The sequence below is a fragment of the Litorisediminicola beolgyonensis genome, from assembly GCF_042679605.1.
In the GTDB taxonomy this organism is placed as follows: Bacteria; Pseudomonadota; Alphaproteobacteria; order Rhodobacterales; family Rhodobacteraceae; genus Litorisediminicola; species Litorisediminicola beolgyonensis.
The window spans coordinates 1-21123 of record NZ_JBHTMU010000040.1; the positions used below are offsets into that span (position 1 = coordinate 1).

21 protein-coding genes are annotated in these 21123 nt (G+C 68.2%); 13 read left to right on the top strand and 8 right to left on the bottom strand.

Features of this window, described 5'->3' with window-relative positions:
• A partial coding sequence (locus ACFQ4E_RS17060) for a peptidoglycan -binding protein (RefSeq protein WP_386805701.1) occupies window positions 1–883 on the top strand: 883 nt, incomplete at its 5' end.
• 5 nt (window positions 884–888) lie between these two features.
• On the opposite strand, the gene ACFQ4E_RS17065 is transcribed toward ACFQ4E_RS17060, so the two are convergent.
• From ACFQ4E_RS17065 to gloB, 3 genes are all read right to left on the bottom strand, one after another.
• A complete protein-coding gene (locus ACFQ4E_RS17065; protein WP_386805702.1) occupies window positions 889–1848 on the bottom strand; it encodes a M23 family metallopeptidase in 960 nt (319 codons plus the stop codon).
• The gene (clpA, locus tag ACFQ4E_RS17070; RefSeq protein WP_386805703.1) at window positions 1845–4172 is read right to left on the bottom strand and encodes an ATP-dependent Clp protease ATP-binding subunit ClpA; all 2328 of its coding nucleotides are present in this window, start codon (window positions 4170–4172) and stop codon (window positions 1845–1847) included. The genes ACFQ4E_RS17065 and clpA overlap by 4 nt, the downstream gene beginning before the upstream one ends.
• Before the next feature lie 161 nt (window positions 4173–4333).
• Window positions 4334–5101: a hydroxyacylglutathione hydrolase gene (gloB, locus tag ACFQ4E_RS17075; protein WP_386805760.1), complete on the bottom strand. Its 768-nt coding sequence runs from the start codon at window positions 5099–5101 to the stop codon at window positions 4334–4336.
• A gap of 64 nt (window positions 5102–5165) precedes the next feature.
• Between gloB and ACFQ4E_RS17080 the strand changes: the two genes are divergently transcribed.
• The 7 genes from ACFQ4E_RS17080 to ACFQ4E_RS17110 all read left to right on the top strand — a co-directional run bounded on the left by ACFQ4E_RS17080 (window position 5166) and on the right by ACFQ4E_RS17110 (window position 11774).
• On the top strand, window positions 5166–5903 hold the full coding sequence (locus tag ACFQ4E_RS17080; RefSeq protein ID WP_386805705.1) for a class I SAM-dependent methyltransferase: 738 nt from the start codon (window positions 5166–5168) through the stop codon (window positions 5901–5903).
• A 445-nt stretch (window positions 5904–6348) separates the two neighbouring features.
• Entirely contained in the window at window positions 6349–6915 is a 567-nt protein-coding gene (locus ACFQ4E_RS17085) for a F0F1 ATP synthase subunit delta (protein ID WP_386805707.1), read from the top strand.
• Window positions 6916–8454, top strand: coding sequence for a F0F1 ATP synthase subunit alpha (atpA, locus tag ACFQ4E_RS17090; protein WP_386805709.1), 1539 nt, complete (start codon window positions 6916–6918; stop codon window positions 8452–8454).
• Window positions 8455–8466: 12 nt separating this feature from the next.
• Window positions 8467–9345, top strand: coding sequence for a F0F1 ATP synthase subunit gamma (locus ACFQ4E_RS17095; RefSeq protein WP_386805711.1), 879 nt, complete (start codon window positions 8467–8469; stop codon window positions 9343–9345).
• A 15-nt stretch (window positions 9346–9360) separates the two neighbouring features.
• Complete coding sequence (atpD, locus tag ACFQ4E_RS17100; RefSeq protein WP_386805712.1) at window positions 9361–10785, top strand: F0F1 ATP synthase subunit beta; 1425 nt, start codon at window positions 9361–9363, stop codon at window positions 10783–10785.
• Window positions 10786–10845: 60 nt separating this feature from the next.
• Window positions 10846–11280, top strand: a complete 435-nt coding sequence (locus ACFQ4E_RS17105) for a F0F1 ATP synthase subunit epsilon (protein WP_386805714.1) — start codon at window positions 10846–10848, stop codon at window positions 11278–11280.
• A gap of 143 nt (window positions 11281–11423) precedes the next feature.
• Window positions 11424–11774: an H-type lectin domain-containing protein gene (locus ACFQ4E_RS17110; RefSeq protein WP_386805716.1), complete on the top strand. Its 351-nt coding sequence runs from the start codon at window positions 11424–11426 to the stop codon at window positions 11772–11774.
• A gap of 312 nt (window positions 11775–12086) precedes the next feature.
• On the opposite strand, the gene ACFQ4E_RS17115 is transcribed toward ACFQ4E_RS17110, so the two are convergent.
• Window positions 12087–13097: a ribose-phosphate pyrophosphokinase gene (locus ACFQ4E_RS17115; protein WP_386805718.1), complete on the bottom strand. Its 1011-nt coding sequence runs from the start codon at window positions 13095–13097 to the stop codon at window positions 12087–12089.
• A 92-nt stretch (window positions 13098–13189) separates the two neighbouring features.
• On the opposite strand from ACFQ4E_RS17115, the gene ACFQ4E_RS17120 reads away from it, so the two are divergent.
• Both ACFQ4E_RS17120 and ACFQ4E_RS17125 read left to right on the top strand, forming a co-directional pair.
• Window positions 13190–13783: a 2-hydroxychromene-2-carboxylate isomerase gene (locus ACFQ4E_RS17120; protein WP_386805720.1), complete on the top strand. Its 594-nt coding sequence runs from the start codon at window positions 13190–13192 to the stop codon at window positions 13781–13783.
• 11 nt (window positions 13784–13794) lie between these two features.
• The gene (locus tag ACFQ4E_RS17125; RefSeq protein ID WP_386805722.1) at window positions 13795–14586 is read left to right on the top strand and encodes an alpha/beta fold hydrolase; all 792 of its coding nucleotides are present in this window, start codon (window positions 13795–13797) and stop codon (window positions 14584–14586) included.
• Window positions 14587–14616: 30 nt separating this feature from the next.
• Here the strand turns inward: ACFQ4E_RS17125 and plsY are convergent, their stop codons facing one another.
• The 4 genes from plsY to ACFQ4E_RS17145 are packed head-to-tail and all read right to left on the bottom strand — an operon-like array spanning window position 14617 to window position 18032.
• Window positions 14617–15225 carry a glycerol-3-phosphate 1-O-acyltransferase PlsY gene (gene plsY / locus ACFQ4E_RS17130; protein WP_386805724.1) on the bottom strand — a complete coding sequence of 203 codons (609 nt, stop codon included), beginning with the start codon at window positions 15223–15225 and terminating at the stop codon, window positions 14617–14619.
• A complete protein-coding gene (gene pyrC, locus ACFQ4E_RS17135; RefSeq protein ID WP_386805727.1) occupies window positions 15225–16523 on the bottom strand; it encodes a dihydroorotase in 1299 nt (432 codons plus the stop codon). The genes plsY and pyrC overlap by 1 nt, the downstream gene beginning before the upstream one ends.
• Before the next feature lie 7 nt (window positions 16524–16530).
• On the bottom strand, window positions 16531–17073 hold the full coding sequence (locus ACFQ4E_RS17140; protein ID WP_386805729.1) for an aspartate carbamoyltransferase catalytic subunit: 543 nt from the start codon (window positions 17071–17073) through the stop codon (window positions 16531–16533).
• 8 nt (window positions 17074–17081) lie between these two features.
• Window positions 17082–18032 (bottom strand): aspartate carbamoyltransferase catalytic subunit, encoded by a 951-nt coding sequence (locus tag ACFQ4E_RS17145; protein ID WP_386805731.1) that lies wholly within the window; start codon window positions 18030–18032, stop codon window positions 17082–17084.
• A gap of 215 nt (window positions 18033–18247) precedes the next feature.
• Between ACFQ4E_RS17145 and ACFQ4E_RS17150 the strand changes: the two genes are divergently transcribed.
• The 3 genes from ACFQ4E_RS17150 (at window position 18248) to ACFQ4E_RS17160 (ending at window position 21123) form a co-directional block, all read left to right on the top strand.
• Complete coding sequence (locus ACFQ4E_RS17150) at window positions 18248–19033, top strand: uracil-DNA glycosylase (RefSeq protein ID WP_386805733.1); 786 nt, start codon at window positions 18248–18250, stop codon at window positions 19031–19033.
• Window positions 19030–19572, top strand: coding sequence for a molybdenum cofactor biosynthesis protein B (gene moaB, locus ACFQ4E_RS17155; RefSeq protein ID WP_386805735.1), 543 nt, complete (start codon window positions 19030–19032; stop codon window positions 19570–19572). The genes ACFQ4E_RS17150 and moaB overlap by 4 nt, the downstream gene beginning before the upstream one ends.
• Window positions 19573–19665: 93 nt before the next feature.
• Window positions 19666–21123, top strand: coding sequence for an efflux RND transporter periplasmic adaptor subunit (locus ACFQ4E_RS17160; RefSeq protein ID WP_386805737.1), 1458 nt, complete (start codon window positions 19666–19668; stop codon window positions 21121–21123).

Consider the following 21123-nt stretch of genomic DNA (forward strand, 5'->3'; position numbering starts at 1 on the left):
GCGGGCGGCGCTGGACGAGCAGGCGCTCTCGGACGAGGAGGTCCGCGCGCGGCTTGCCGCGGCGCTGGCCGCCGAAGAGGCCGCGCGGCAGAGTGCCGAGCAGGCGCTGACCCAGGCCGAGATGCGCGAGGTGCTTCTGGCCACGGCGCGCGACCAGCTGTCCGAAGAGAGCGAGCGCGCCGACCGGGCGACGCGGCAGACCGAGCTCCTGAACCAGCAGGTCGCGGCGCTCCGGACGCAGCTTGGATCGCTGCAATCGCTGCTCGATGCCTCGCGCGCGGCGGATGCCGAGGCCGAGGTCGAGCTTCAGAACCTCGGCACACAGCTCAACGCGGCGCTGGCGCGCGCGGCGGCGGAAGAGCGGCGGCGGCGCGAGCTGGAGGAAGAGGAGCGGCGGCGGCTCGAAGCCGAGGCGCAGGATCTCGAACGCTACCGGTCGGAGTTCTTCGGGCGGCTGCGCGAGGTGCTGGGCGAGCGCGAAGGCGTGCGGATCGAGGGCGACCGCTTCGTGTTCTCCTCGGAGGTGCTGTTCCCGCCCGCAGAGGCCGGCCTGTCCCCGGCGGGGCAGGCGCAGATCGCCAATGTCTCGCAGATCCTGCGCAGCGTGGCCGACGAGATCCCCGAGGGCATCAACTGGGTGATCCGGGTCGACGGGCATACCGACAACGTGCCGCTCTCGGGCACCGGCGCCTTCGCTGATAACTGGGAGTTGAGCCAGGCGCGGGCGCTGTCGGTCGTGCGGTTCATGATCGACACGCAGGGCATCCCGCCCGAGCGGCTCGCCGCGAACGGGTTCGGGGAATACCAGCCGGTGAACACCGCCGACACGCCCGAGGCGCGGGCGCAGAACCGCCGGATCGAGCTGAAGCTGACCGAGAAGTAAGGGCGTCAGTCGACGGTGACGTCGGCGAAGCGGCGCGCGAGCACGCGGCCGTCGCGCGACAGGGTGACCGTGCCGCGATAGTCGCCCGGGGCCCAGCCCTGCGGCGGCGCTGCCCGTCCGAAGGCGCGGAAGAGCCGGGTCTGGCCGTCCGCGATGGGCACGTCCTGCGAGAAGAGCGGGCCGCCCGGGCCCTCGACGACGAGCGCGATCAGGTCGCCATCCTCGACATGGAAGGCGAAGCCGTAGAGCACGAGGGCGGCGTCGGGGGGCACGCGCGTCACGCGGGCGCTGCCGGTTGCGACCCCGTCGAGCGTGGGCGAGCGGTCGGAGAACCCGGCGGTGAAGAGTCCTGCGCGGTCATAGCCGGGCGTGTCGATCCAGAGCGGGGCCGAGGCATTGGCGCAGGTCGCGGCATCGGGCGCGAAGGGATCGACGGCGCTGCCGTCGCGCAGGAGCGTCAGGTGCAGATGCGGGAAGTTCGACTCGCCGCTCATGCCGATCTGGCCGAGCGGCGTTCCGGCCTCGACCGGCATGCCGGTGGTGACGCGGACCGAGCCGCGTTTCAGGTGGCAATAGAGCGTCTCAAAGCCGGTCTCGTGGGTGATGCGGACGGCGTTGCCGCATTCACGGCCCTTGATCTCGGCGGCGTTGGCGGGGCTCACGGGGCGGTCCTCCATGCCGTCGCGCATGGCGGCGACGATGCCCGGCGCAGCGGCGCGGACGGTGATGCCGGCCTCGAGCTGGGCAAAGGACATGAGCGCGATGTCGGTGCCGTTATGGCCGTCGCGCGTCTTGGGGCCGCAGGCGTGATCCAGCGCGCCTTCGCCGGGGACGGTGTCGGGGTAATCCTCGATGAAGCAGGTCTCGCCGAGCGTGCAATCCACCGGCCAGTCCAGAAATGGAACCTCCGCCGCGACGGGCGCGGCGGAGGTCAGAAGGGTCAGGGCTGCGAGAGCGCGGATCACTCCGCGGTCAGAAGCGGCGGCTTGTTGCCCGAGAGGCGGCGCTTTTCGGGACCGGAGAGCTGGAGGTCCAGCTTGCCGTCCTTGATCGCCACCTTGACGACGCCACCCTTGGCTAGCTTGCCGAAGAGGAGCTCTTCGGCGAGCGGCTTCTTGATGTGCTCCTGGATGACGCGGCCGAGCGGGCGCGCGCCCATCTTGTCGTCGTAGCCCTTGTCCGCGAGCCATTCGGCGGCGGGCTTGGTCAGCTCGATGGTCACGCCGCGGTCGAGGAGCTGGGCCTCGAGCTGCAGCACGAACTTTTCGACGACCTGCAGGATGACCTGCTTCGGGAGCGGCTGGAACGAGATCACCGCGTCGAGACGGTTGCGGAACTCCGGCGTGAAGGTCCGCTCGATCGCGGCGGTGTCCTCGCCCTCGCGGCGGTCGCGGCCGAAGCCGATGGCCGCCTTGGCCTGTTCGGTGGCGCCCGCGTTCGAGGTCATGATCAGGATCACGTTGCGGAAATCGACCGTCCGGCCGTTATGGTCGGTCAGCGTGCCGTGATCCATCACCTGCAGCAGGATGTTGTACACATCCGGATGCGCCTTCTCGATCTCGTCGAGCAGGAGCACGCAGTGCGGGTGCTGGTCCACGCCGTCGGTGAGCTGGCCGCCCTGGTCGAAGCCGACATAGCCCGGAGGCGCACCGATGAGGCGGCTGACCGCGTGCTTCTCCATGTATTCGGACATGTCGAAGCGCAGAAGCTCCACGCCGAGCGTGTCGGCAAGCTGCTTGGCCACTTCCGTCTTGCCGACACCCGTGGGGCCCGCGAAGAGGTAGTTGCCGATCGGCTTGTCGGGCTCGCGCAGACCGGCGCGGGCGAGCTTGATCGCGGAGCTGAGCGCCTCGATCGCCGGGTCCTGGCCGAAGACGACGCGCTTGAGCGAGGCTTCGAGATCCTTGAGCACCTCGGCATCGTTCTTGGAGACGTTCTTCGGCGGGATGCGGGCGATCTTGGCCACGACATCCTCGATCTCCTTGGTGCCGATGGTCTTGCGGCGCTTCGATTCCGCGACCAGGTGCTGCGCGGCGCCGGCCTCGTCGATCACGTCGATGGCCTTGTCCGGCAGCTTGCGGTCGTTGATGTAGCGCGCCGAAAGCTCGACGGCGGTCTTGATCGCGTCGGCGGTGTATTTGACGCCGTGGTGATCCTCGAAATAGGGCTTGAGGCCCTTGAGGATCTTGACGCTGTCCTCGACCGTCGGCTCGTTCACGTCGATCTTCTGGAAGCGCCGCGACAGGGCGCGGTCCTTCTCGAAATGCTGGCGGAACTCCTTGTAGGTGGTGGAGCCCATGGTGCGCAGCTTGCCGCCCTGAAGCGCGGGCTTCAGGAGGTTCGAGGCGTCCATCGCGCCGCCCGAGGTCGCGCCCGCACCGATCACGGTGTGGATCTCGTCGATGAAGAGCACCGCGTCGGGGTGATCCTCGAGCTCGGTGACGACGGCCTTCAGCCGCTCCTCGAAATCGCCGCGGTAGCGGGTGCCCGCCAGAAGCGCGCCCATGTCGAGCGAGAAGATGGTGGTGTTGGCCAGAACCTCGGGCGTGTCGCCCGAGACGATCTTGCGGGCGAGACCTTCGGCTATGGCGGTCTTGCCGACGCCCGGGTCGCCCACCAGAAGCGGGTTGTTCTTGCGGCGGCGGCAGAGCACCTGGATGCAGCGCTCGACCTCGTGGTCGCGGCCGATCAGCGGGTCGACATCGCCCTTGCGCGACTTGGCATTGAGGTCGACGCAATACTTGGCGAGCGCGCTTTCCTTCTGCTCGCCCTGAGACGCGGTTTCGGACGTCTGCGCCTCCTCTTCCTCGGACGCGCCCTGCACGGGGCGGTTTTCGCCATAGGCGGGGTTCTTGGCGACGCCGTGGGCGATGAAGTTGACCGCGTCGTAGCGGGTCATGTCCTGCTCCTGCAGGAAATAGGCCGCGTTCGATTCACGCTCGGCGAAGATCGCCACCAGCACGTTGGCGCCCGTGACCTCGGTCCGGCCGGAGCTCTGGACGTGGATGGCGGCGCGCTGGATCACGCGCTGGAAGGCGGCGGTCGGGACCGCTTCGGAGCCTTCGATATCGGTGACGAGGTTCGACAGGTCGTCATCGATGAACTCCACCAGCGTGGTGCGCAGCTCCTCGGTGTCGACGTCGCAGGCCTTCATCACCCGCGCCGCATCGGGTTCGTCGACCAGCGCGAGCAGAAGATGCTCGAGCGTCGCGAACTCGTGGCTGCGCGAATTGGCCAGAGCCAACGCCGCGTGGATTGCCTGTTCAAGGGTGTTCGAGAATGAAGGCACGGTGAGTGCTCCTCTCTATTGTAACTGCGCTTGGACCGCCCCGGTCCAGCATGGCCTCTAAGAGTAAAGGTTTGGTCGATTGGCCAAACGCTTCAAGTGTTTTCTGTGTCCCGGGCGCTCACGATTGACTGCCTGTGGGCAATTCGCCGTGAACGCGGGCATCAGAAATTGTCCTTCCGGGTCCGGATCTCGGCGAAGACCTCGGCGGCGGGCGCATCCATCATGCCGAGATTGGCCCGGACCGGTTCGTCGCCTGCGCGCAAGAAGGGGTTGGTGGCCAGTTCCTCGGAGAGCTTGGAGGGCACTGTGGGGGTGCCGCTCTCGCGGGCTTTGGCAATTGCGTCTGCTCGAGATTTAAGCGCTGCGTTGTCGGGTTCAATGGTCAGGGCGAACTTGGCATTGGCGGCGGTGTATTCGTGGCCGGAGCAGATCGTGGTCTCCGGCGGCATGGTCAGGAATTTCTGCAGGCTCTCCCACATCTGCTCCATCGTCCCTTCGAACACGCGCCCGCAGCCGAGCGCCATCAGGCTGTCTGCCGTGAAGGCGATCCTGGAGCCGGGCAGGTGGAAGGCAACATGTCCGATGGTGTGACCCGAGACATCCATCACGTGGACCTCCTCGCCGCCGAACTCGAAGCTGTCGCCGTCCGAGACCGCGCGGTCGAGGGGCGGCAGGCGGTGGCTGTCGGCGCGCCCGCCGGTGACGCGGGCGGGGTGGGTCGATTTCAGCTCTTCGACGCCCTGGACGTGGTCGGGATGGTGATGGGTGAGCCAGATCTCGGACAGGGTCCAGCCGCGCTCGTCGAGCGCCGCCTTGATCGGCGCGGCCTCGGGCACGTCGATCACCGCGGTCGCGCCGCTGGCGTCGTCATGGAGGAGAAAGGCGTAATTGTCGCTGAGGCAGGGCACGGTGACGAGTTCGAGAGGCATGGCGTTCCGGAATCCCATTGTTAGAGTGGCTCCTGATCAAGATAGCGCGCCGGGGGCGCAAATCATGCATCTCGATGTGCAGATCCTGAGGGATTTCTATTACCGCAGCGCGCTCGGCCGCGCCGCCCAGCGGATCATCCGGGACGAGGTTTGCGCGACCTGGCCGAACGTGCATGGCCAGACGGTCGCGGGGTTCGGCTTCGCGGCGCCGCTGTTGCGGCCCTTCCTGCCCGAGGCGCGGCGGGTGATCGCGCTGATGCCCGCGCCGCAGGGGGTGATGCACTGGCCCGCGGGGATGCCCAATGTCTCGGTCCTCTGCGAAGAGACGCTCTGGCCCCTCGAGACCGGCTATGTCGACCGGCTGGTGGTTCTGCACGGGCTCGAGACCTCCGAGCGCCCGACGGCGCTTCTCGACGAATGTTACCGGGTGCTGGGGCCGGGGGGCGAGGCGCTCTTCATCGCGCCGAACCGCTCGGGGCTCTGGGCGCGGTCGGACCGGACGCCCTTCGGCTACGGGCGGCCCTATTCGCGCAGCCAGCTCGAGCGGATGCTGACGGATCACGATTTCCTGCCCGAGAGCCATGTGGCGCTTCTTTATCAGCCGCCCTCGACCCGGCGGTTCTGGATGCGGACGGGCCGGTTCTGGGAGCGGATGGGCCGGACCATCCCGGCGGTCATGGCCGGGGGCGTGGTGATGGTGCGCGCGGTCAAGCGCGTGCCGCCGCGGCCGAGGGGCGTCGGCGAGCGGGTCCGCGACCCTCTTGGCGCGCTGGCGCCGAAGCCGGTGGCGAAGCCGATCTGAGGCCGCGGGGCATCTCGGCGGGTGTGTCCGGGGGCGAGCGGGAGGAGTGGCGTCGGTCTGGAGGTCCAGGCGGTGATCTTCGTCTCGCGAACGCTGCTGCGCAGAGCTTGAAGGCGGGATGCAACGCCGGACCGGCGCTTCCGGCATGGCGCGGCACTCCCAACGCGTGCGGCGCACAACCGAAGCGCTCCGAGTGTCGCGAAGCTGTCAACAATCTTGCGAAAAAGGCCGGATTGTTGATGGGCATAGTGGGATCGGAGCGACATTCCGCTCGGGCGGCATGTGCCAAGGCGCCGCGCCAATAATCCCCCTTACCGTGTTGCGAGGTTGGAAACCCTCTGCTACATCGCGCCTGATTTTGCTGCCCGGGGACCTACCTCCGGAGAAGAACAAACGCCTCCGGGCCCGCCTCGCGGTCGGGCCACGGGGGCTTGATAGCGGAAGGATGGACGTGTCTGAACCAGCTTCGATTTCCTCCGGCATTGCCGAGCGCTACGCCGCCGCCGTCTTCGAGATCGCCAGGGAGGACAATTCCCTCGATGCGCTCGAAGCCAATCTCGACGACCTGTCGGCTGCGTTCGAGCAGAGCGACGACCTGCGCGATCTGGTCTATTCGCCGATCTATTCGCGCGAGGCACAGCGGGCGGGCATCACCGCCGTCGCCGAGAAGATGGGCCTGAGCGACACGCTCCGGAAGACCCTGGGCCTGATGGCCGAGAAGCGCCGCCTCTTCGTCGTCCCGGCGATGATCGCGCAGCTGCGCGACCGCATCGCGGCGGAGAAGGGCATCGTCTTCGCCGACGTGACCAGCGCGGTCGAGCTGTCGGACGAGCAGCGCCAGAAGCTCTCGGAGACGCTGAAGGCGCAGGTCGGCAAGGACGTGAAGATCAAATCGACCGTCGATGAAAGCCTCATCGGTGGTCTCGTCGTCAAGGTGGGCTCGAAGATGATCGACACGTCGATCCGCTCGAAGCTCAACTCCCTCAGAAATGCAATGAAAGAGGTCGGATAAATGGGTATCCAAGCTGCCGAGATTTCGGCGATCCTTAAAGACCAGATCAAGAATTTCGGTCAGGAGGCCGAGGTCGCCGAGGTGGGTCGCGTGCTGTCGGTCGGTGACGGCATCGCCCGCGTCTATGGCCTCGACAACGTCCAGGCCGGCGAGATGGTCGAGTTCCCGGGCGGCATCCGCGGGATGGCGCTGAACCTCGAGAGCGACAACGTCGGCGTCGTGATCTTCGGTTCGGACCAGGACATCAAGGAAGGCGACACCGTCAAGCGCACGAACTCCATCGTGGACGTGCCGGTCGGTGACGCGCTGCTCGGCCGCGTGGTCGACGGTCTCGGCAACCCGATCGACGGCAAGGGCCCGATCGAGGCCTCCGAGCGCCGCGTCGCGGACGTGAAGGCGCCCGGCATCATGCCGCGGAAATCGGTGCACGAGCCGATGGCGACCGGCCTCAAGGCCGTGGACGCGATGATCCCGATCGGCCGTGGCCAGCGCGAGCTGATCATCGGCGACCGCCAGACCGGCAAGACCGCCGTCGCGCTCGACGCGATGCTGAACCAGAAGAGCTACAACGACGCCGCGGGCGACGACGAGAGCAAGAAGCTCTACTGCGTCTACGTCGCGATCGGCCAGAAGCGCTCGACCGTGGCGCAGCTCGTCAAGAAGCTCGAAGAGACCGGCGCCATCGAATACTCGATCGTCGTCGCCGCGACCGCGTCGGACCCCGCGCCGATGCAGTATCTCGCCCCCTACACCGCGACCGCGATGGGCGAATACTACCGCGACAACGGCCGTCACGCGCTGATGGTCTATGACGACCTCTCCAAGCAGGCCGTGTCCTACCGCCAGATGTCGCTGCTGCTGCGCCGTCCGCCGGGCCGTGAAGCCTATCCGGGCGACGTCTTCTACCTCCACTCGCGGCTCCTGGAGCGTTCGGCGAAGCTGAACGAGGAGAACGGTGCAGGTTCGCTGACCGCGCTGCCGATCATCGAAACCCAGGGCGGCGACGTGTCGGCGTTCATTCCGACCAACGTGATCTCGATCACCGACGGCCAGATCTTCCTCGAGACCGACCTGTTCTACCAGGGCATCCGCCCCGCCGTGAACACCGGTCTGTCGGTGAGCCGCGTCGGCTCCGCCGCCCAGACCAACGCGATGAAATCCGTCGCCGGTCCGGTGAAGCTCGAGCTTGCGCAGTACCGCGAAATGGCGGCCTTCGCGCAGTTCGGCTCCGACCTCGACGCCGCGACCCAGCGCCAGCTGAACCGCGGTGCGCGTCTGACCGAGCTGATGAAGCAGCCGCAGTACTCGCCGCTGACCAACGCCGAGATCGTCTGCGTCATCTTCGCCGGCACCAACGGCTATCTCGACAAGATCAAGACCTCCGAGGTCGGTCGCTTCGAGAAGGGCCTGCTTCAGCACCTGCGTGGCAAGCACAAGGATCTCCTCGACTGGATCACCAACGAGGATCCGAAGATCAAGGGCGATGCCGCCGACAAGATCAAGGCCGCGCTGGACGAATACGCCGCCGATTTCGCGTAAGGGAGACAGCTTATGCCGTCCCTTAAGGACCTGAAAACCCGGATCTCCTCGGTCAAGAACACGAGGAAGATCACCAAGGCCATGCAGATGGTCGCGGCGGCCAAGCTCCGCCGTGCCCAGGATGCTGCCGAGATGGCCCGCCCCTATGCGGAGCGGTTCAACGCGGTGATGGCCTCGCTTGCCGCCTCCGTGGGCGACAGCGACAGCGCACCCAAGCTCTTGTCCGGGACCGGCTCGGACAAGGTGCATCTTCTCGTGGTGATGACCTCGGAAAAGGGCCTCTGCGGGGGCTTCAACGCCAACATCGCCAAGCTCGCACGCCAGCGGGTCGCCAAGCTTCGTGAAGAGGGGAAGGAGATCAAGATCCTGACCGTCGGCAAGAAGGGCCGCGACGCGCTGCGCCGGGACTACGGCGATCTCTTCGTCGATCACGTCGACATGTCCGATGTGAAGCGGGTCTCCTATGGCGACGCGCAGAAGATCGCCAAGGACCTGCTCGAGCGCTTCGACAATGGCGAGTTCGATGTCGCGACGATCTTCTACTCGGAGTTCGAGAACGTCATCAGCCAGAACCCGACGGCGAAACAGGTGATCCCGGCGGAATATCCCGAGAGCGAAGGCGAGGACGAGAGCGGCACGCTCTACGAATACGAGCCGTCGGAAGAAGAGATCCTGGCCGACCTGCTGCCCCGCGGCGTGGCGACCCAGATCTTCACCGCGCTTCTCGAGAACGCGGCCTCGGAGCAGGGCGCACGGATGACCGCGATGGACAACGCGACGCGGAACGCGGACGAGATGGTCGAAGACCTGAACCGCGAATACAACCGCACCCGCCAGGCCGTCATCACGAACGAGCTGATCGAAATTATCTCGGGCGCCGAGGCGCTCTAAGACCGGAGACGAAACATGGCAAACGCACAAGGCAAAGTGACTCAGGTCATCGGCGCCGTGGTCGACGTGCAGTTCGACGACCAACTGCCCGCGATCCTGAACGCGCTGACCACCGACAACAACGGCAAGCGGCTCATCCTGGAAGTCGCGCAGCACCTGGGCGAGAACACCGTCCGCACCATCGCGATGGACGCGACCGAAGGTCTCGTCCGCGGCCAGAAGGTCGAGGACACCGGCAAGCCGATCTCGGTTCCCGTCGGCAACGCGACGCTCGGCCGCATCCTGAACGTCGTCGGCGAGCCCGTTGACGAAGGTGGCCCGGTCGAGGCGGACGAGTATCGTCCGATCCACGCCGATGCGCCCGAGTTCAAGGAACAGTCGACCTCGTCCGAGATCCTCGTCACCGGCATCAAGGTGATCGACCTGCTCGCGCCCTACGCGAAAGGCGGCAAGATCGGCCTCTTCGGCGGCGCCGGCGTGGGCAAGACGGTTCTCATCATGGAACTGATCAACAACATCGCCAAGGTGCACTCGGGCTTCTCGGTCTTCGCCGGTGTCGGTGAGCGGACCCGCGAGGGCAACGACCTCTACCACGAGATGGTGGAATCGAACGTGATCAAGCCCGACAACCTGGCCGACAGCCAGGTGGCGCTGGTCTACGGGCAGATGAACGAGCCGCCGGGAGCCCGCGCCCGCGTCGCCCTGACCGGCCTGACCCTGGCCGAGCAGTTCCGCGACCAGTCCGGAACCGACGTTCTGTTCTTCGTCGACAACATCTTCCGCTTCACGCAGGCGGGCTCCGAGGTGTCGGCGCTTCTGGGCCGCATCCCCTCCGCCGTGGGCTACCAGCCGACGCTCGCGACCGACATGGGCGCGATGCAGGAGCGGATCACCTCGACCAAGGCCGGCTCGATCACCTCGATCCAGGCCGTCTACGTTCCCGCGGACGACCTGACCGACCCGGCCCCGGCCACCACCTTCGCCCACCTCGACGCGACCACGGTTCTCAGCCGCGCGATCTCGGAGCTCGGCATCTACCCGGCGGTGGACCCGCTTGACTCGACCTCGCGTCTGATGGATCCGGGCATCGTCGGTGAAGAGCACTACCAGGTGGCGCGCGACGTGCAGGGAATCCTGCAGCGCTACAAGTCGCTCCAGGACATCATCGCGATCCTCGGCATGGACGAGCTGTCGGAAGAGGACAAGCTGACCGTGGCCCGCGCCCGGAAGATCCAGCGCTTCCTCTCGCAGCCCTTCGACGTGGCGAAGGTCTTCACCGGTTCGGACGGCGTCCAGGTGCCGCTCGAGGACACGATCTCGTCCTTCAAGGCCGTGGTCGCCGGTGAGTACGACCACCTGCCCGAAGGCGCCTTCTACATGGTCGGCGGCATCGAGGAAGTGAAGGCCAAGGCCGAGAAGATGGCGTCCGACGCCGCCTGATCCCGCGCGTGAGCGGAGGGCCCCGCGCCCTCCGCACCCAGACCCTGAAGGAGGCCCCAGATGGCTGACACATTGAGTTTCGACCTGGTGAGCCCGGAACGGCGGCTCATGCAGGGCGAGGCGCGTTCGGTCCAGATCCCGGGCGCCGATGGCGACCTGACGGCGATGCCCGATCACGCGCCGCTGATCACCACGCTGCGCCCCGGCGTGCTGCGGATCGAGACCGAGAAAGGCACCGAGGAATACGTCGTCACCGGCGGCTTCGTCGAGATCGGCGACGGTGTCTCGGTCCTGGCCGAGCGCGCCTTCCCGCGCGACGAGGTCGACCAGGAGGCCTACGAGCGTCTCGTCGACGAGGCGCATGAGGAATACGGCCGCGCCAAGGAAGCGTTCCAGAACGAGCCCGGCCCGGTCGATGACGCGGCCAAGCTCCTGTCCGACATGGTCGCCATCGGCGGCCAGATCGGCCTGAGCGAGAAGCAGCCGAACCTCTGATCGGCGCCGCTTTGCACAAGGATCCCGCCGGGCTTCGTCCGGCGGGATTTTGCGTGTCCGGACGGCGGCGCGCGCCCGGGGCGGGGGTTGTCGTTCCGCCGGGTTTCAGGGAATGATCTTCCCCAGCCGCACAGGGAGCGTGCATGAAACTTCTCAACGCCCATCTCGTCGGGGTGGATCAGGGCACGGTCGAGGTCTTCTCGGACTTCAAGAACGGGGGCGAGATGTGGACCGGGCACGGCGCCCGGGAGCGCCGCCGCGAGGTCCGCTTTTCCAGCCCGTTCCGGAGCCCGCCCTCGGTGCAGCTGTCGCTGGCGCTCTGGGACATGGATTCGAACGCCAATGTGCGCGCCGATATCGCCGCGGAGAGCGTGACCGCCACCGGCTTCGAGATCGTGTTCCGCACCTGGGGAGACACGCGCGTGGCGCGGGTGCGCATGGCCTGGATCGCCATCGGAGAGGTCCAGAGCGAGGACGACTGGCAGCTCTACTGAGAGGCCGATCCAGCGGCCGCGCCTGCGGCGCGACAGGATTCTTTTGGTGAGGGGCGCTGCCCCTGAAACTCCCCGGGAATATTTATCGGACAGATGAAACCTATTCTTAAGGGGTCTGCGAGAGGATGGGCGCGCGGAACAGGCTGGGAAGCCGATGGCCGCGACAGGTGAAGCCTCTGGCTCATCGGCGGTCTCGGCGCGATCCGGGGCCGCCCTTGCGCCTCTTCAGGTTCTCATCTGTCCGGAAATATCCCGGAGAGCACGAGAGGCAGCGCCTCTCGTCGGCCGCAAGGCCGGCACGCAACCGCCCTGTCAGAGAATGCCTTCGTAGATCGGGCCGAGCGTCTCGGTCTCGAACAGCGAGGAGACCGAGGTGCCGTTCCAGATGTTCAGGATCGCCTGCGCGAACATCGGCGCCGTCGGCACGACGCGGATATTGGGCGCGGCCTGGGTCGCGGCGGTGGCCTCGATCGAATCGGTGACGACCAGCGATTTCATCACCGAGTTGGAGATCCGCTCGACCGCGGGCCCGGACAGAACGCCGTGGGTGATATAGGCGTGGACCTCGGTCGCGCCGTGATCCTTGAGCACTTCCGCCGCCTTGCAGAGCGTCCCGGCGGTGTCGCAGATGTCGTCGACGATGATGCAGCGCTTGCCCGAGACGTCGCCGATCACTGTCATCTCGGCCACTTCGCCCGGCTTCTCGCGGCGCTTGTCGACGATCGAGAGCGGCGCGTTGATCCGCTTGGCCAGCTCGCGCGCCCGCGCCACGCCGCCGACATCGGGCGAGACGACCATGACGTCGCCCAGCGTGTCCTTGAACTGGCTCAGGATGTCGATGGCGAAGATCGGCGAGGCGTAAAGGTTGTCCACTGGGATGTCGAAGAAGCCCTGGATCTGCGCGGCGTGCAGATCCATCGTCAGCACCCGCTCAATCCCGGCCTCGGCGATCATGTTGGCCACCAGCTTGGCGGTGATCGGAGTGCGCGCCTTGGTGCGGCGGTCCTGCCGTGCATAGCCGAAATACGGGATCACCGCGGTGATCCGCGCCGCCGAGGAGCGCCGCAGCGCATCGGACATGATCAGGAGCTCCATCAGGTTGTCATTGGCCGGGTTCGAGGTCGACTGGAGGATGAACATGTCCTCGCCGCGGACGTTCTCGAAGACCTCGACGAAGATCTCCTGATCGTTGAAGCGCTCGACCCTGGCATCGACCAGACCCACCGACATGCCGCGATAGAGCGACATGCGTCGCGCGATGGCCCGCGCCAGCGGCAGATTTGCGTTACCGGAGATGAGCTTGGGTTCGACGACGGTGGGCATGAAGCAGCAGTCCTGAAGGAATCGGTTCTTTGCCGCCCGCTTATCACGCGCTATCTGGGGTGCATAGAACGGGCGAAAGACGGGCGGACGGCATGGCGCATATCGATTACTATTTCACGACTCTGTCGCCCTTTTCCTATCTCGCGGGCAATCGGCTCGAAGAGATCGCGGCCGAGACCGGCGCCAGCATCAAGTACAAGCCGCTCGACATCATGGCGCTCTTCGCGCGGACCGGCGGCACGCCTCCGGGCGAGCGGCATCCCTCGCGGATGGAGTACCGGGCGCAGGACCTCTTGCGGCAGTCCAAGAGGCTCGACATGCCGTTCCATCTCAGCCCCGCGCATGTGCCGACCAATGCCGCGCCGTCCTCCTATGCGATCATCGCCGCGCAGCGTGCCGGCGGCGGCGATCTCGGGGCGCTGGTGCAGGCGATCCTGCGCGCGGCCTGGGCCGAGCAGAAGGACATCGCCGATGACGGCGTGATCCGCAAGAGCCTCGAGGCGAGCGGCTTCGATCCCGAGCTGACCACCAAGGGGCTTCTCATGGGCGCCGAGGCCTATGCCGCCAATCTCGAACATGCGGTGGTCCAGGGCGTGTTCGGCGCGCCCTTCTACGTCGTCGACGACGGCGCGAAGTTCTGGGGGCAGGATCGGCTCGACGATCTGCACGCGCATCTCAAGGGCTGAGCCGCTCCGCAATGTCGCTGTCTCTCCATTGCCGCCGCCTCGGGCGCGGGCCGCGCGACGCGCTGGCCGTCCATTGCTCTCTGGCGCATGGCGAGGCGTTCGCTCCCCTTGCCGCGCATCTGCCGATGCTGAGCCTCCATGCGCCTGATCTGCCCGGGCACGGGCGGTCGCCCGGGATGCCGGAGGGGCAGGATTATCACCGTGCCGCGACCGCGGCGCTGCGGGCTCTGCCCGAGGCCGAGGGGTCGCTTTTGATCGGCCACAGCCTCGGGGCGACGCTGGCGCTGCGGATGGCGCTTGAGCGGGAGAGCCCGCCCGAGACGCTGGTGCTGATCGAGCCGGTGCTGTTCGCCGCCGCCGCGGCGACCGCGCCGGAGCTTCTTCAGAGCGAGCACGCGGATGCGGTCCGGATCGGACGCGCGTTCGAGGCGGGCGAGACCGAGGCCGTGGCGCGCGAGTTCACCGCGCGCTGGGGGGACGGGCGCCCGTGGGAGAGTCTGCCGCGCGAGGCGCGGGCGCGGTTCACGGCGCAGATACCTTTGATCGCGGCCACCGATCCCGCGCTGCGGCTGGACAACGGCAATCTCCTTGCGCCGGGACGGCTGGAGGGGCTGACCTCGCGTGTTCTCCTGATCCGCGGCTCGGAGAGCCCGCCGATCGTCGCCGCGATCCATGCCGCTCTTCTGGCGCGGCTGCCACAGGCGCGGGAGCGGGTCGTGGAGGGCGCGGGGCACATGGCTCCGGTCACCCATGCCGCCGAGGTGGCCGAGGCGATCGCGTCGGAGCTTGCCCTGATCGCGTGAGGGTCCGAGCGCGGCTCGGGCCCAGTGCGGTCAGCTCTTGCGCCCGACCCGGGGTTCGGTCCCCGCGCGCAGCCGTGCGATATTGCTGCGGTGGCGCCAGTAGATCAGCAGTGCCAGAACGATCCCGAGGACGACCATGCTCAGCCGTCCGGTCAGGATCAGCCAGATCGGCGTCAGACCGGCGGCGGTCAGCGCGCCCACGGAGGAGATCCGCGACAGCGCGAGGCCCGCGACCCAGGAGGCGCAGGCGAGAAGTCCGACGGGCCAGCTGAGCGCCAGGACCACGCCGAGGAAGGTCGCCACGCCCTTGCCGCCCTTGAATCCCAGCCAGACCGGATAGCAGTGCCCGAAAAACGCCGCGAGGGCCGCGACCTGCGCGGCGTCTCCGCCCGCGATGGTCCGGGCGACGATCACCGCCACCGCGCCCTTGAGACCGTCGAGGAGAAGCGTGGCCGCGCCGGCGGCCTTCGAGCCGGTGCGCAGAACGTTGGTCGCGCCGATATTGCCCGACCCGATCTGGCGCGGATCGCCGAGGCCCATGACCCGCGTGATCACCAGCCCGAACGGGACCGAGCCGATCAGGTAGGCCCCGAGCGCCAGGACGAGCAGCAGCGGTATCGCGGTGTCGAACTCAGGCATCACTCCACCCGGTAGATGATCTCTCCGGCCACGATGGTCATCAGCACCCGCCCTTGCAAGCGCGCGCCGTCGAACGGCGTGTTCTTTGACTTAGAGAGAAGTTTGAAGCGGTCGAGCACGATCGGCTTGTCGGGATCGAAGAGCACCAGGTCGGCGGGGGCTCCTTTCGCCAGGCGACCGGTCTCGAGACCGAGCCGCTTCGACGGGTTTAAAGACAGCGCGCGGAAGAGGGTGGGCAGGTCCAGCTCGCCCGCGTGGTAGAGGCGCAGAAGCACCGGCAGCATGGTCTCGAGACCGACCGCACCGGCGGCGGCCTCCTCAAAAGGCAGGCGCTTGCTTTCCTCGTCCTGCGGCGTGTGCATCGACTGGATGGTGTCGATCAGGCCGGAGAGCACCGCCTCGACCACGGCCTGGCGATCCTCTTCGGAGCGGAGCGGCGGCTTGACCTTGAAGAAGGTGCGGTAATCGGCGACGTCGAGCTCGTTCAGCGTCAGGTGATGGATCGAGGTGCCCGCGGTCACGTCGAGCCCGTTGGCCTTGGCCCGCTCCAGCGCGGGCAGGCTGCGCGCGGCGGTGATCTGGTCGGCGTGGTAGCGCACGCCGGTCATCTCGACGAGCGCCATGTCGCGGTCGAAGCCCATGCGCTCGGCCATCGGCGAGACCGCCGGAAGCCCCCGGAGGGAGGCGAACTTGCCCGAGGTCGCGGCGGCGCCCGCCGAGAGCGTCGGCTCCTGCGGATGCGCCATGACGAGCGCGCCGAGCGAGCGGGCATAGGTCATGGCGCGCGACAGGACCTTGGTGTCGACGCAGACCGCGTCGCAATCCGAGAACGCGACCGCGCCCGCATCCATCAGGAAGCCGATCTCGGTCATCTCGTGACCGGCGCGGCCCTTGGTCAGCGCCGCCATCGGCAGCACCCTGACCGGCGACACCTCGTTGGCGCGGCGGCGGATGAACTCGAGCACCTCGGGCGTGTCGATCGCGGGCAGGGTGTCGGGGCGCGTGACCATGGTGGTCACCCCGCCCGCCGCGGCAGCGAGCCCCGCGGAGCGGAAGCTCTCCTTGTGGCGCTCGCCCGGCTCGCAGACCTTCACGCCGATATCGACGATCCCCGGCGCCAGGGCCTTGCCGCGCGCGTCGACGCGGTTCTCGGGCGGCACGCGCTCTGCCAGCTCCGGGTCGATGGGGCCCTCGAAGCGCGCGGCGATGCGCCCGGCCTCGATCAGGAGGCCGCCCTCGGTCTCGGTCCCGGCCTCGGGATCGACGAGGCGCGCGTTATGGAGGAGGAGCGCCGTCATGTCCCGCTCAGCGCCCGAGCCCGAAGGCATAGGCAAGAACGCCTAGCGTGAAGGCGCTGACGACGATGATCAGCGCGCGGAGGAGCGGCGAGCCGCCGATGCTGCGCGTGCCGGTGCCGCCGGGCTGGACGTGCCCCTCGGCTGCCTTGCTGCGGACCTTGCCTTGGGCGCGGGTGCCCTGCGGCTCCGAGAATGTGCCGATCCAGCGCAGGGGAGAGGCCACGGTCAGGGTCTGGGCCTGGTGGCCGAAAGCCTCGGAGGGCACGATCACCACATGGCCGGTCAGCGCGTCGATCTGCGACCGCGCGCCGCGAAACTCCTCGCCGCCGAGGCCGTAGGCTTCGGCGAGATAGCTCGAGAGCGTCATCGGCAGGATCTCCCGCACCGAGATGACCTCGACGAAGCCGGGCCTCAGCCGGTCGGCGCCGAGCGCGTATTGCAGCGGCCATTCGCCGGTCCCGGCCTGCGCCGTGAACCGCTCGATCGCCTCGGGCGGCAGATCGAGATGGAAAAGCCGGACCGTGCCGGATTCGCTGCTCGGGATGTCCATCCGCGTACTCACACCATCACCTCTTTCGGACTGGCCCGCAGGTTGCGGGCGAGAAGATCGAGCGCGGCCATGCGCACCGCGACCCCCATCTCCACCTGTTCCTGGATCACCGAGCGGTTGATATCGTCGGCGATGGTGCCGTCGATCTCGACCCCGCGGTTCATCGGCCCGGGATGCATCACGATCGCGTCGGGCTTGGCGATGTCGAGCTTCTCGGCATCGAGCCCGTAGCGGTGGTAATATTCCCGCTCGGACGGGATGAACCCGCCATCCATGCGCTCTTTCTGCAGCCGGAGCATCATCACCACGTCCGCATCTTTGAGACCTTCGGCCATGTCATGGGTGACCTCGACCCCGAAGCTCTCGATCCCCGCGGGCATCAGCGTCGGCGGGCCGACGAGGCGGATGCGGTTCTCCATCTTGTGCAGCAGCAGGATGTTCGAGCGCGCCACTCGGCTATGCGCGATGTCGCCGCAGATCGCCACGGTCAGCCGGTGCAGCCGTCCCTTGGCGCGGCGGATCGTCAGCGCGTCGAGGAGCGCCTGGGTCGGGTGTTCGTGCCGCCCGTCGCCCGCGTTCAGGACCGCGCAATTGACCTTCTGGGCCAGGAGATCGACCGCGCCCGATTGCGGGTGGCGCACCACGAGAAGGTCGGGATGCATGGCGTTGAGCGTCAGCGCCGTGTCGATCAGGGTTTCGCCCTTCTTGATCGAGGAGGCCTGCATCGCCATCGACATCACGTCCGCCCCGAGCCGCTTGCCCGCAAGTTCGAAGCTCGCCTGGGTGCGGGTGGAGTTCTCGAAGAACATGTTGATCTGGGTGCGGCCGGCCAGCACCTCGGCATGTTTCTCGGCGCGCCGGTTCAGCGTCACGTAGCGGTCGGCGAGGTCGAGAATCGTGGCGATCTCGTCGGGACGCAGGGGGTCGATCCCCAGAAGGTGACGTTGGTCGAAGCGCATGGGCGGAACAGTTCCGTGCTCGGGTCGGGGCGGTTATAGGAAGCGCGCCCCGGGAAGCCAAGATGCCGCACTCCGGGGTGGCGGATTTGGCCGAAAGGCGCGTGCCGCGCCTGCGAGAGACGCTGCCTCTCGCGCTCTCCGGGAATATTTATGGACAGATGAGGCCCAGGGCGGGGGCGCTTCCGGTCGGTCGCGGGCGCGGGTAGGGTGCCGTCATGGAATCGGCTCTGGACTGGCACAGCGCGCGGGCGATGCTCGAATGGCAGGTGGATCTCGGCGTGACCGAGACCATCTCGGAGACGCCTGTGAACCGGTTCGAGGCCGCGCGCGAGGCGGTGGCCGAGCGCGCCGCACGGGCCGCGGTGGCGTCGGTCGCGGTGCTTGCCGAGGAGGACCCGGTGGCGCTGGCGCGGGCCGCGTCGGCAGGGGCCGGGGATCTGGACGCCCTGCGCGGGGCGCTTGCGGATTTCGAGGCCTGTCCGTTGAAGCGCGGGGCGCGCAGCCTGGTGTTCAGCGACGGTCTGCCGGGCGCGCGGGTGATGGTGATCGGCGAGGCGCCGGGGCGCGACGAGGACCGCGAGGGGCGGCCTTTCGTGGGACGCGCGGGCCAGCTTCTCGACCGGATGCTCGAGGCGATCGGCCTGTCGCGCGGCGCCGGGGAGGCCGAGCGTGCGGTCTACATCACCAACGTTCTGCCCTGGCGGCCGCCGCAGAACCGCGACCCGAAGCCGGACGAGATCGCGATGATGCTGCCGTTTCTCGAGCGTCACGTGGCGCTGGCCAGGCCGGATATGCTTGTCTTGATGGGCAATATTTCGTGCCAGGCGGTGCTGGGGCGGCGCGGGATCACGCGGTTGCGCGGGCTCTGGGCCGAGGCCTGGGGCCGCCCGGTGATGCCGATGTTCCACCCGGCCTATCTCTTGCGCACGCCGCAGGCCAAGCGCGAGGCCTGGGCCGATCTTCTGGAGTTGAAGGCGCGGCTGGAGAAGGGGGCGACATGAGCCGGATCGACGAGAGCCGCGACTTCGTGCCGGTGCGGATCGCCGTGCTGACCGTCAGCGACACGCGCACTCCGGGCGACGACCGTTCGGGCGATACGCTGGTGGCGCGGCTCGAGGCGGCGGGGCATGTGCTGGCGGCGCGCGCCATCTGCCGCGACGAGCGCGGCGAGATCGCCGAGAGGCTTTGGGCCTGGTGCGCCGATCCGGAGATCGACGTGGTGATCTCGACCGGCGGCACGGGGCTCACCGGCCGCGACGTGACGGTCGAGGCGCATCGCGACGTCTACGAGAAGGAGATCGACGCCTTCGGGACGGTCTTCACCATGGTCTCGATGGCGAAGATCGGCACCTCGGCGGTGCAGTCGCGCGCCACCGGAGGCGTTGCGCAGGGCACCTATCTCTTCGCGCTGCCGGGCTCGCCCGGGGCCTGCAAGGATGCCTGGGACGAGATCCTGGCGCTGCAGCTCGATTACCGGCACCGGCCCTGCAATTTCGTCGAGATCTTCCCGCGGCTCGACGAGCATCGCCGCCGGAAATAAGCCCGCGCGTCACGCGCTTGTCAGCCGCTTGGCTCTGGGCCGGGCGGCGCGGCGCGCGTATCATCCAAGGATGACGACCGGATCGGAGAGCCGATGAGATTTCTGCGCCGCAGCCTGACGGGGCTGTTTCTGCTGGCGGTGACGGCCGGGCTTCTGCTCTGGGCCGGGGTGATCCTGCGCGACGCGGTCACGGCGCGGATGAACGATGCGCCACGGGTGCCGGAGGCGCGCGAGCGGGTCTTCACGGTCAATGTGGTCGAGGCGCGCGCAGGCACCGAGACGCCGGTCCTGACGGCCTTCGGGCAGGTCGAGACGCGGCGCGAGCTGGAGCTGCGCGCGGCGAGCGCGGGGCGGATCGTGGAACTGGCCGACGCGGTGGAAGAGGGCGGCCGGGTCGCGGCGGGCGCGCTCATCGCGCGGATCGACCCGGCGGAGGCCCAGGACGGGCTCGCACGGGCGCGCGCGGATCTGAGCGATGCGGAGGATGCGCGTCGCGAGGCGGCGCGGGCCGTTGCCCTGGCCGAGGACAACCTTGCGGCCTCGGAAGAGGAGGTCGGGCTTTACGACCGGGCGCTTCAGCGGCAGCGCGATCTCGAAAGTCGCGGTGTCGGCAGCGCCTCGGCCGTCGAGAACGCGGAGCTGGCGGCCTCGGGGGCGCGGACGGCGGTGCTGCAGCGGCGGCAGTCCCTGGCCGAGGCCGAGGCGCGGGTGGACCAGGCGGCGACGCAGCTGTCGCGGGCCGAGATCGCGCTCGGCGAGGCGGAGCGGCGGCTGGCGGAGACCGAGATCCGGGCGGGGTTCGCCGGGACGCTGGCGGATGTCGCGGTGGTCGAGGGCGGGCTCGTCTCGGCCAATGAGCGGATCGCGCGGCTTATTGATCCGGAGGCGCTCGAGGTGGCGTTCCGGGTGCCGGTGCAATCCTACGCGCGGCTTCTGGACGGCGAGGGACAGTTGGCGGAGGCCGAGGTGACGGTGGTGCTCGACGTCTTCGGCACCGATATTGAGGCGGAGGGCGTGATCGACCGCGCCGCCGCGGCGGTGGGCGAGGGCGAGACCGGGCGGCTCGTCTATGCGCGGCTCGGATCGTCCCCGGGCTTCCGGCCGGGGGATTTCGTGACCGTGAGGATCACCGAAGCGCCGATCGACGGGGTCGTGCGGCTGCCCGCGACGGCGCTCGACGCTTCGGGGACTGTGCTGGTCCTGGGCGACGAGGATCGGCTGGAAGCGCGGCAGGTCACGCTTCTGCGGCGGCAGGGGGATGATGTGCTCGTTGCCGGCGAGGGGCTCGACGGCGCGCGGGTCGTGGCGCAGCGGACCCCGCTTCTGGGGCCGGGGATCAAGGTGCGCCCCAACGGCGGCGCGGGCGCGGAGGCGGCAGAGGGGCGCGACATGGTCGCCCTGACCGAGGCGCGGCGGGCGCGGCTCGTGGCCTATGTCGAGGGCAACGCGCGGATGCCGGAGGCGGCCAAGGAGCGGATCCTGTCGCAGCTGCGCGAACCCGAGGTGCCCGCCGAGGTCGTCGACCGGATCGAAGCGCGGATCGGGGGCTAG

Coding starts and splice junctions, on each gene's coding strand:
- gloB (WP_386805760.1), bottom strand. CDS start 5,101: ATGCCTCTCGAACTCGTCACCGTGCCCTGCCTCAGCGACAATTACGCC.
- ACFQ4E_RS17080 (WP_386805705.1), top strand. CDS start 5,166: ATGCATCTCGATGTGCAGATCCTGAGGGATTTCTATTACCGCAGCGCG.
- ACFQ4E_RS17085 (WP_386805707.1), top strand. CDS start 6,349: ATGGACGTGTCTGAACCAGCTTCGATTTCCTCCGGCATTGCCGAGCGC.
- atpA (WP_386805709.1), top strand. CDS start 6,916: ATGGGTATCCAAGCTGCCGAGATTTCGGCGATCCTTAAAGACCAGATC.
- ACFQ4E_RS17095 (WP_386805711.1), top strand. CDS start 8,467: ATGCCGTCCCTTAAGGACCTGAAAACCCGGATCTCCTCGGTCAAGAAC.
- atpD (WP_386805712.1), top strand. CDS start 9,361: ATGGCAAACGCACAAGGCAAAGTGACTCAGGTCATCGGCGCCGTGGTC.
- ACFQ4E_RS17105 (WP_386805714.1), top strand. CDS start 10,846: ATGGCTGACACATTGAGTTTCGACCTGGTGAGCCCGGAACGGCGGCTC.
- ACFQ4E_RS17110 (WP_386805716.1), top strand. CDS start 11,424: ATGAAACTTCTCAACGCCCATCTCGTCGGGGTGGATCAGGGCACGGTC.
- ACFQ4E_RS17115 (WP_386805718.1), bottom strand. CDS start 13,097: ATGCCCACCGTCGTCGAACCCAAGCTCATCTCCGGTAACGCAAATCTG.
- ACFQ4E_RS17120 (WP_386805720.1), top strand. CDS start 13,190: ATGGCGCATATCGATTACTATTTCACGACTCTGTCGCCCTTTTCCTAT.
- ACFQ4E_RS17125 (WP_386805722.1), top strand. CDS start 13,795: ATGTCGCTGTCTCTCCATTGCCGCCGCCTCGGGCGCGGGCCGCGCGAC.
- plsY (WP_386805724.1), bottom strand. CDS start 15,225: ATGCCTGAGTTCGACACCGCGATACCGCTGCTGCTCGTCCTGGCGCTC.
- pyrC (WP_386805727.1), bottom strand. CDS start 16,523: ATGACGGCGCTCCTCCTCCATAACGCGCGCCTCGTCGATCCCGAGGCC.
- ACFQ4E_RS17140 (WP_386805729.1), bottom strand. CDS start 17,073: ATGGACATCCCGAGCAGCGAATCCGGCACGGTCCGGCTTTTCCATCTC.
- ACFQ4E_RS17145 (WP_386805731.1), bottom strand. CDS start 18,032: ATGCGCTTCGACCAACGTCACCTTCTGGGGATCGACCCCCTGCGTCCC.
- ACFQ4E_RS17150 (WP_386805733.1), top strand. CDS start 18,248: ATGGAATCGGCTCTGGACTGGCACAGCGCGCGGGCGATGCTCGAATGG.
- moaB (WP_386805735.1), top strand. CDS start 19,030: ATGAGCCGGATCGACGAGAGCCGCGACTTCGTGCCGGTGCGGATCGCC.
- ACFQ4E_RS17160 (WP_386805737.1), top strand. CDS start 19,666: ATGAGATTTCTGCGCCGCAGCCTGACGGGGCTGTTTCTGCTGGCGGTG.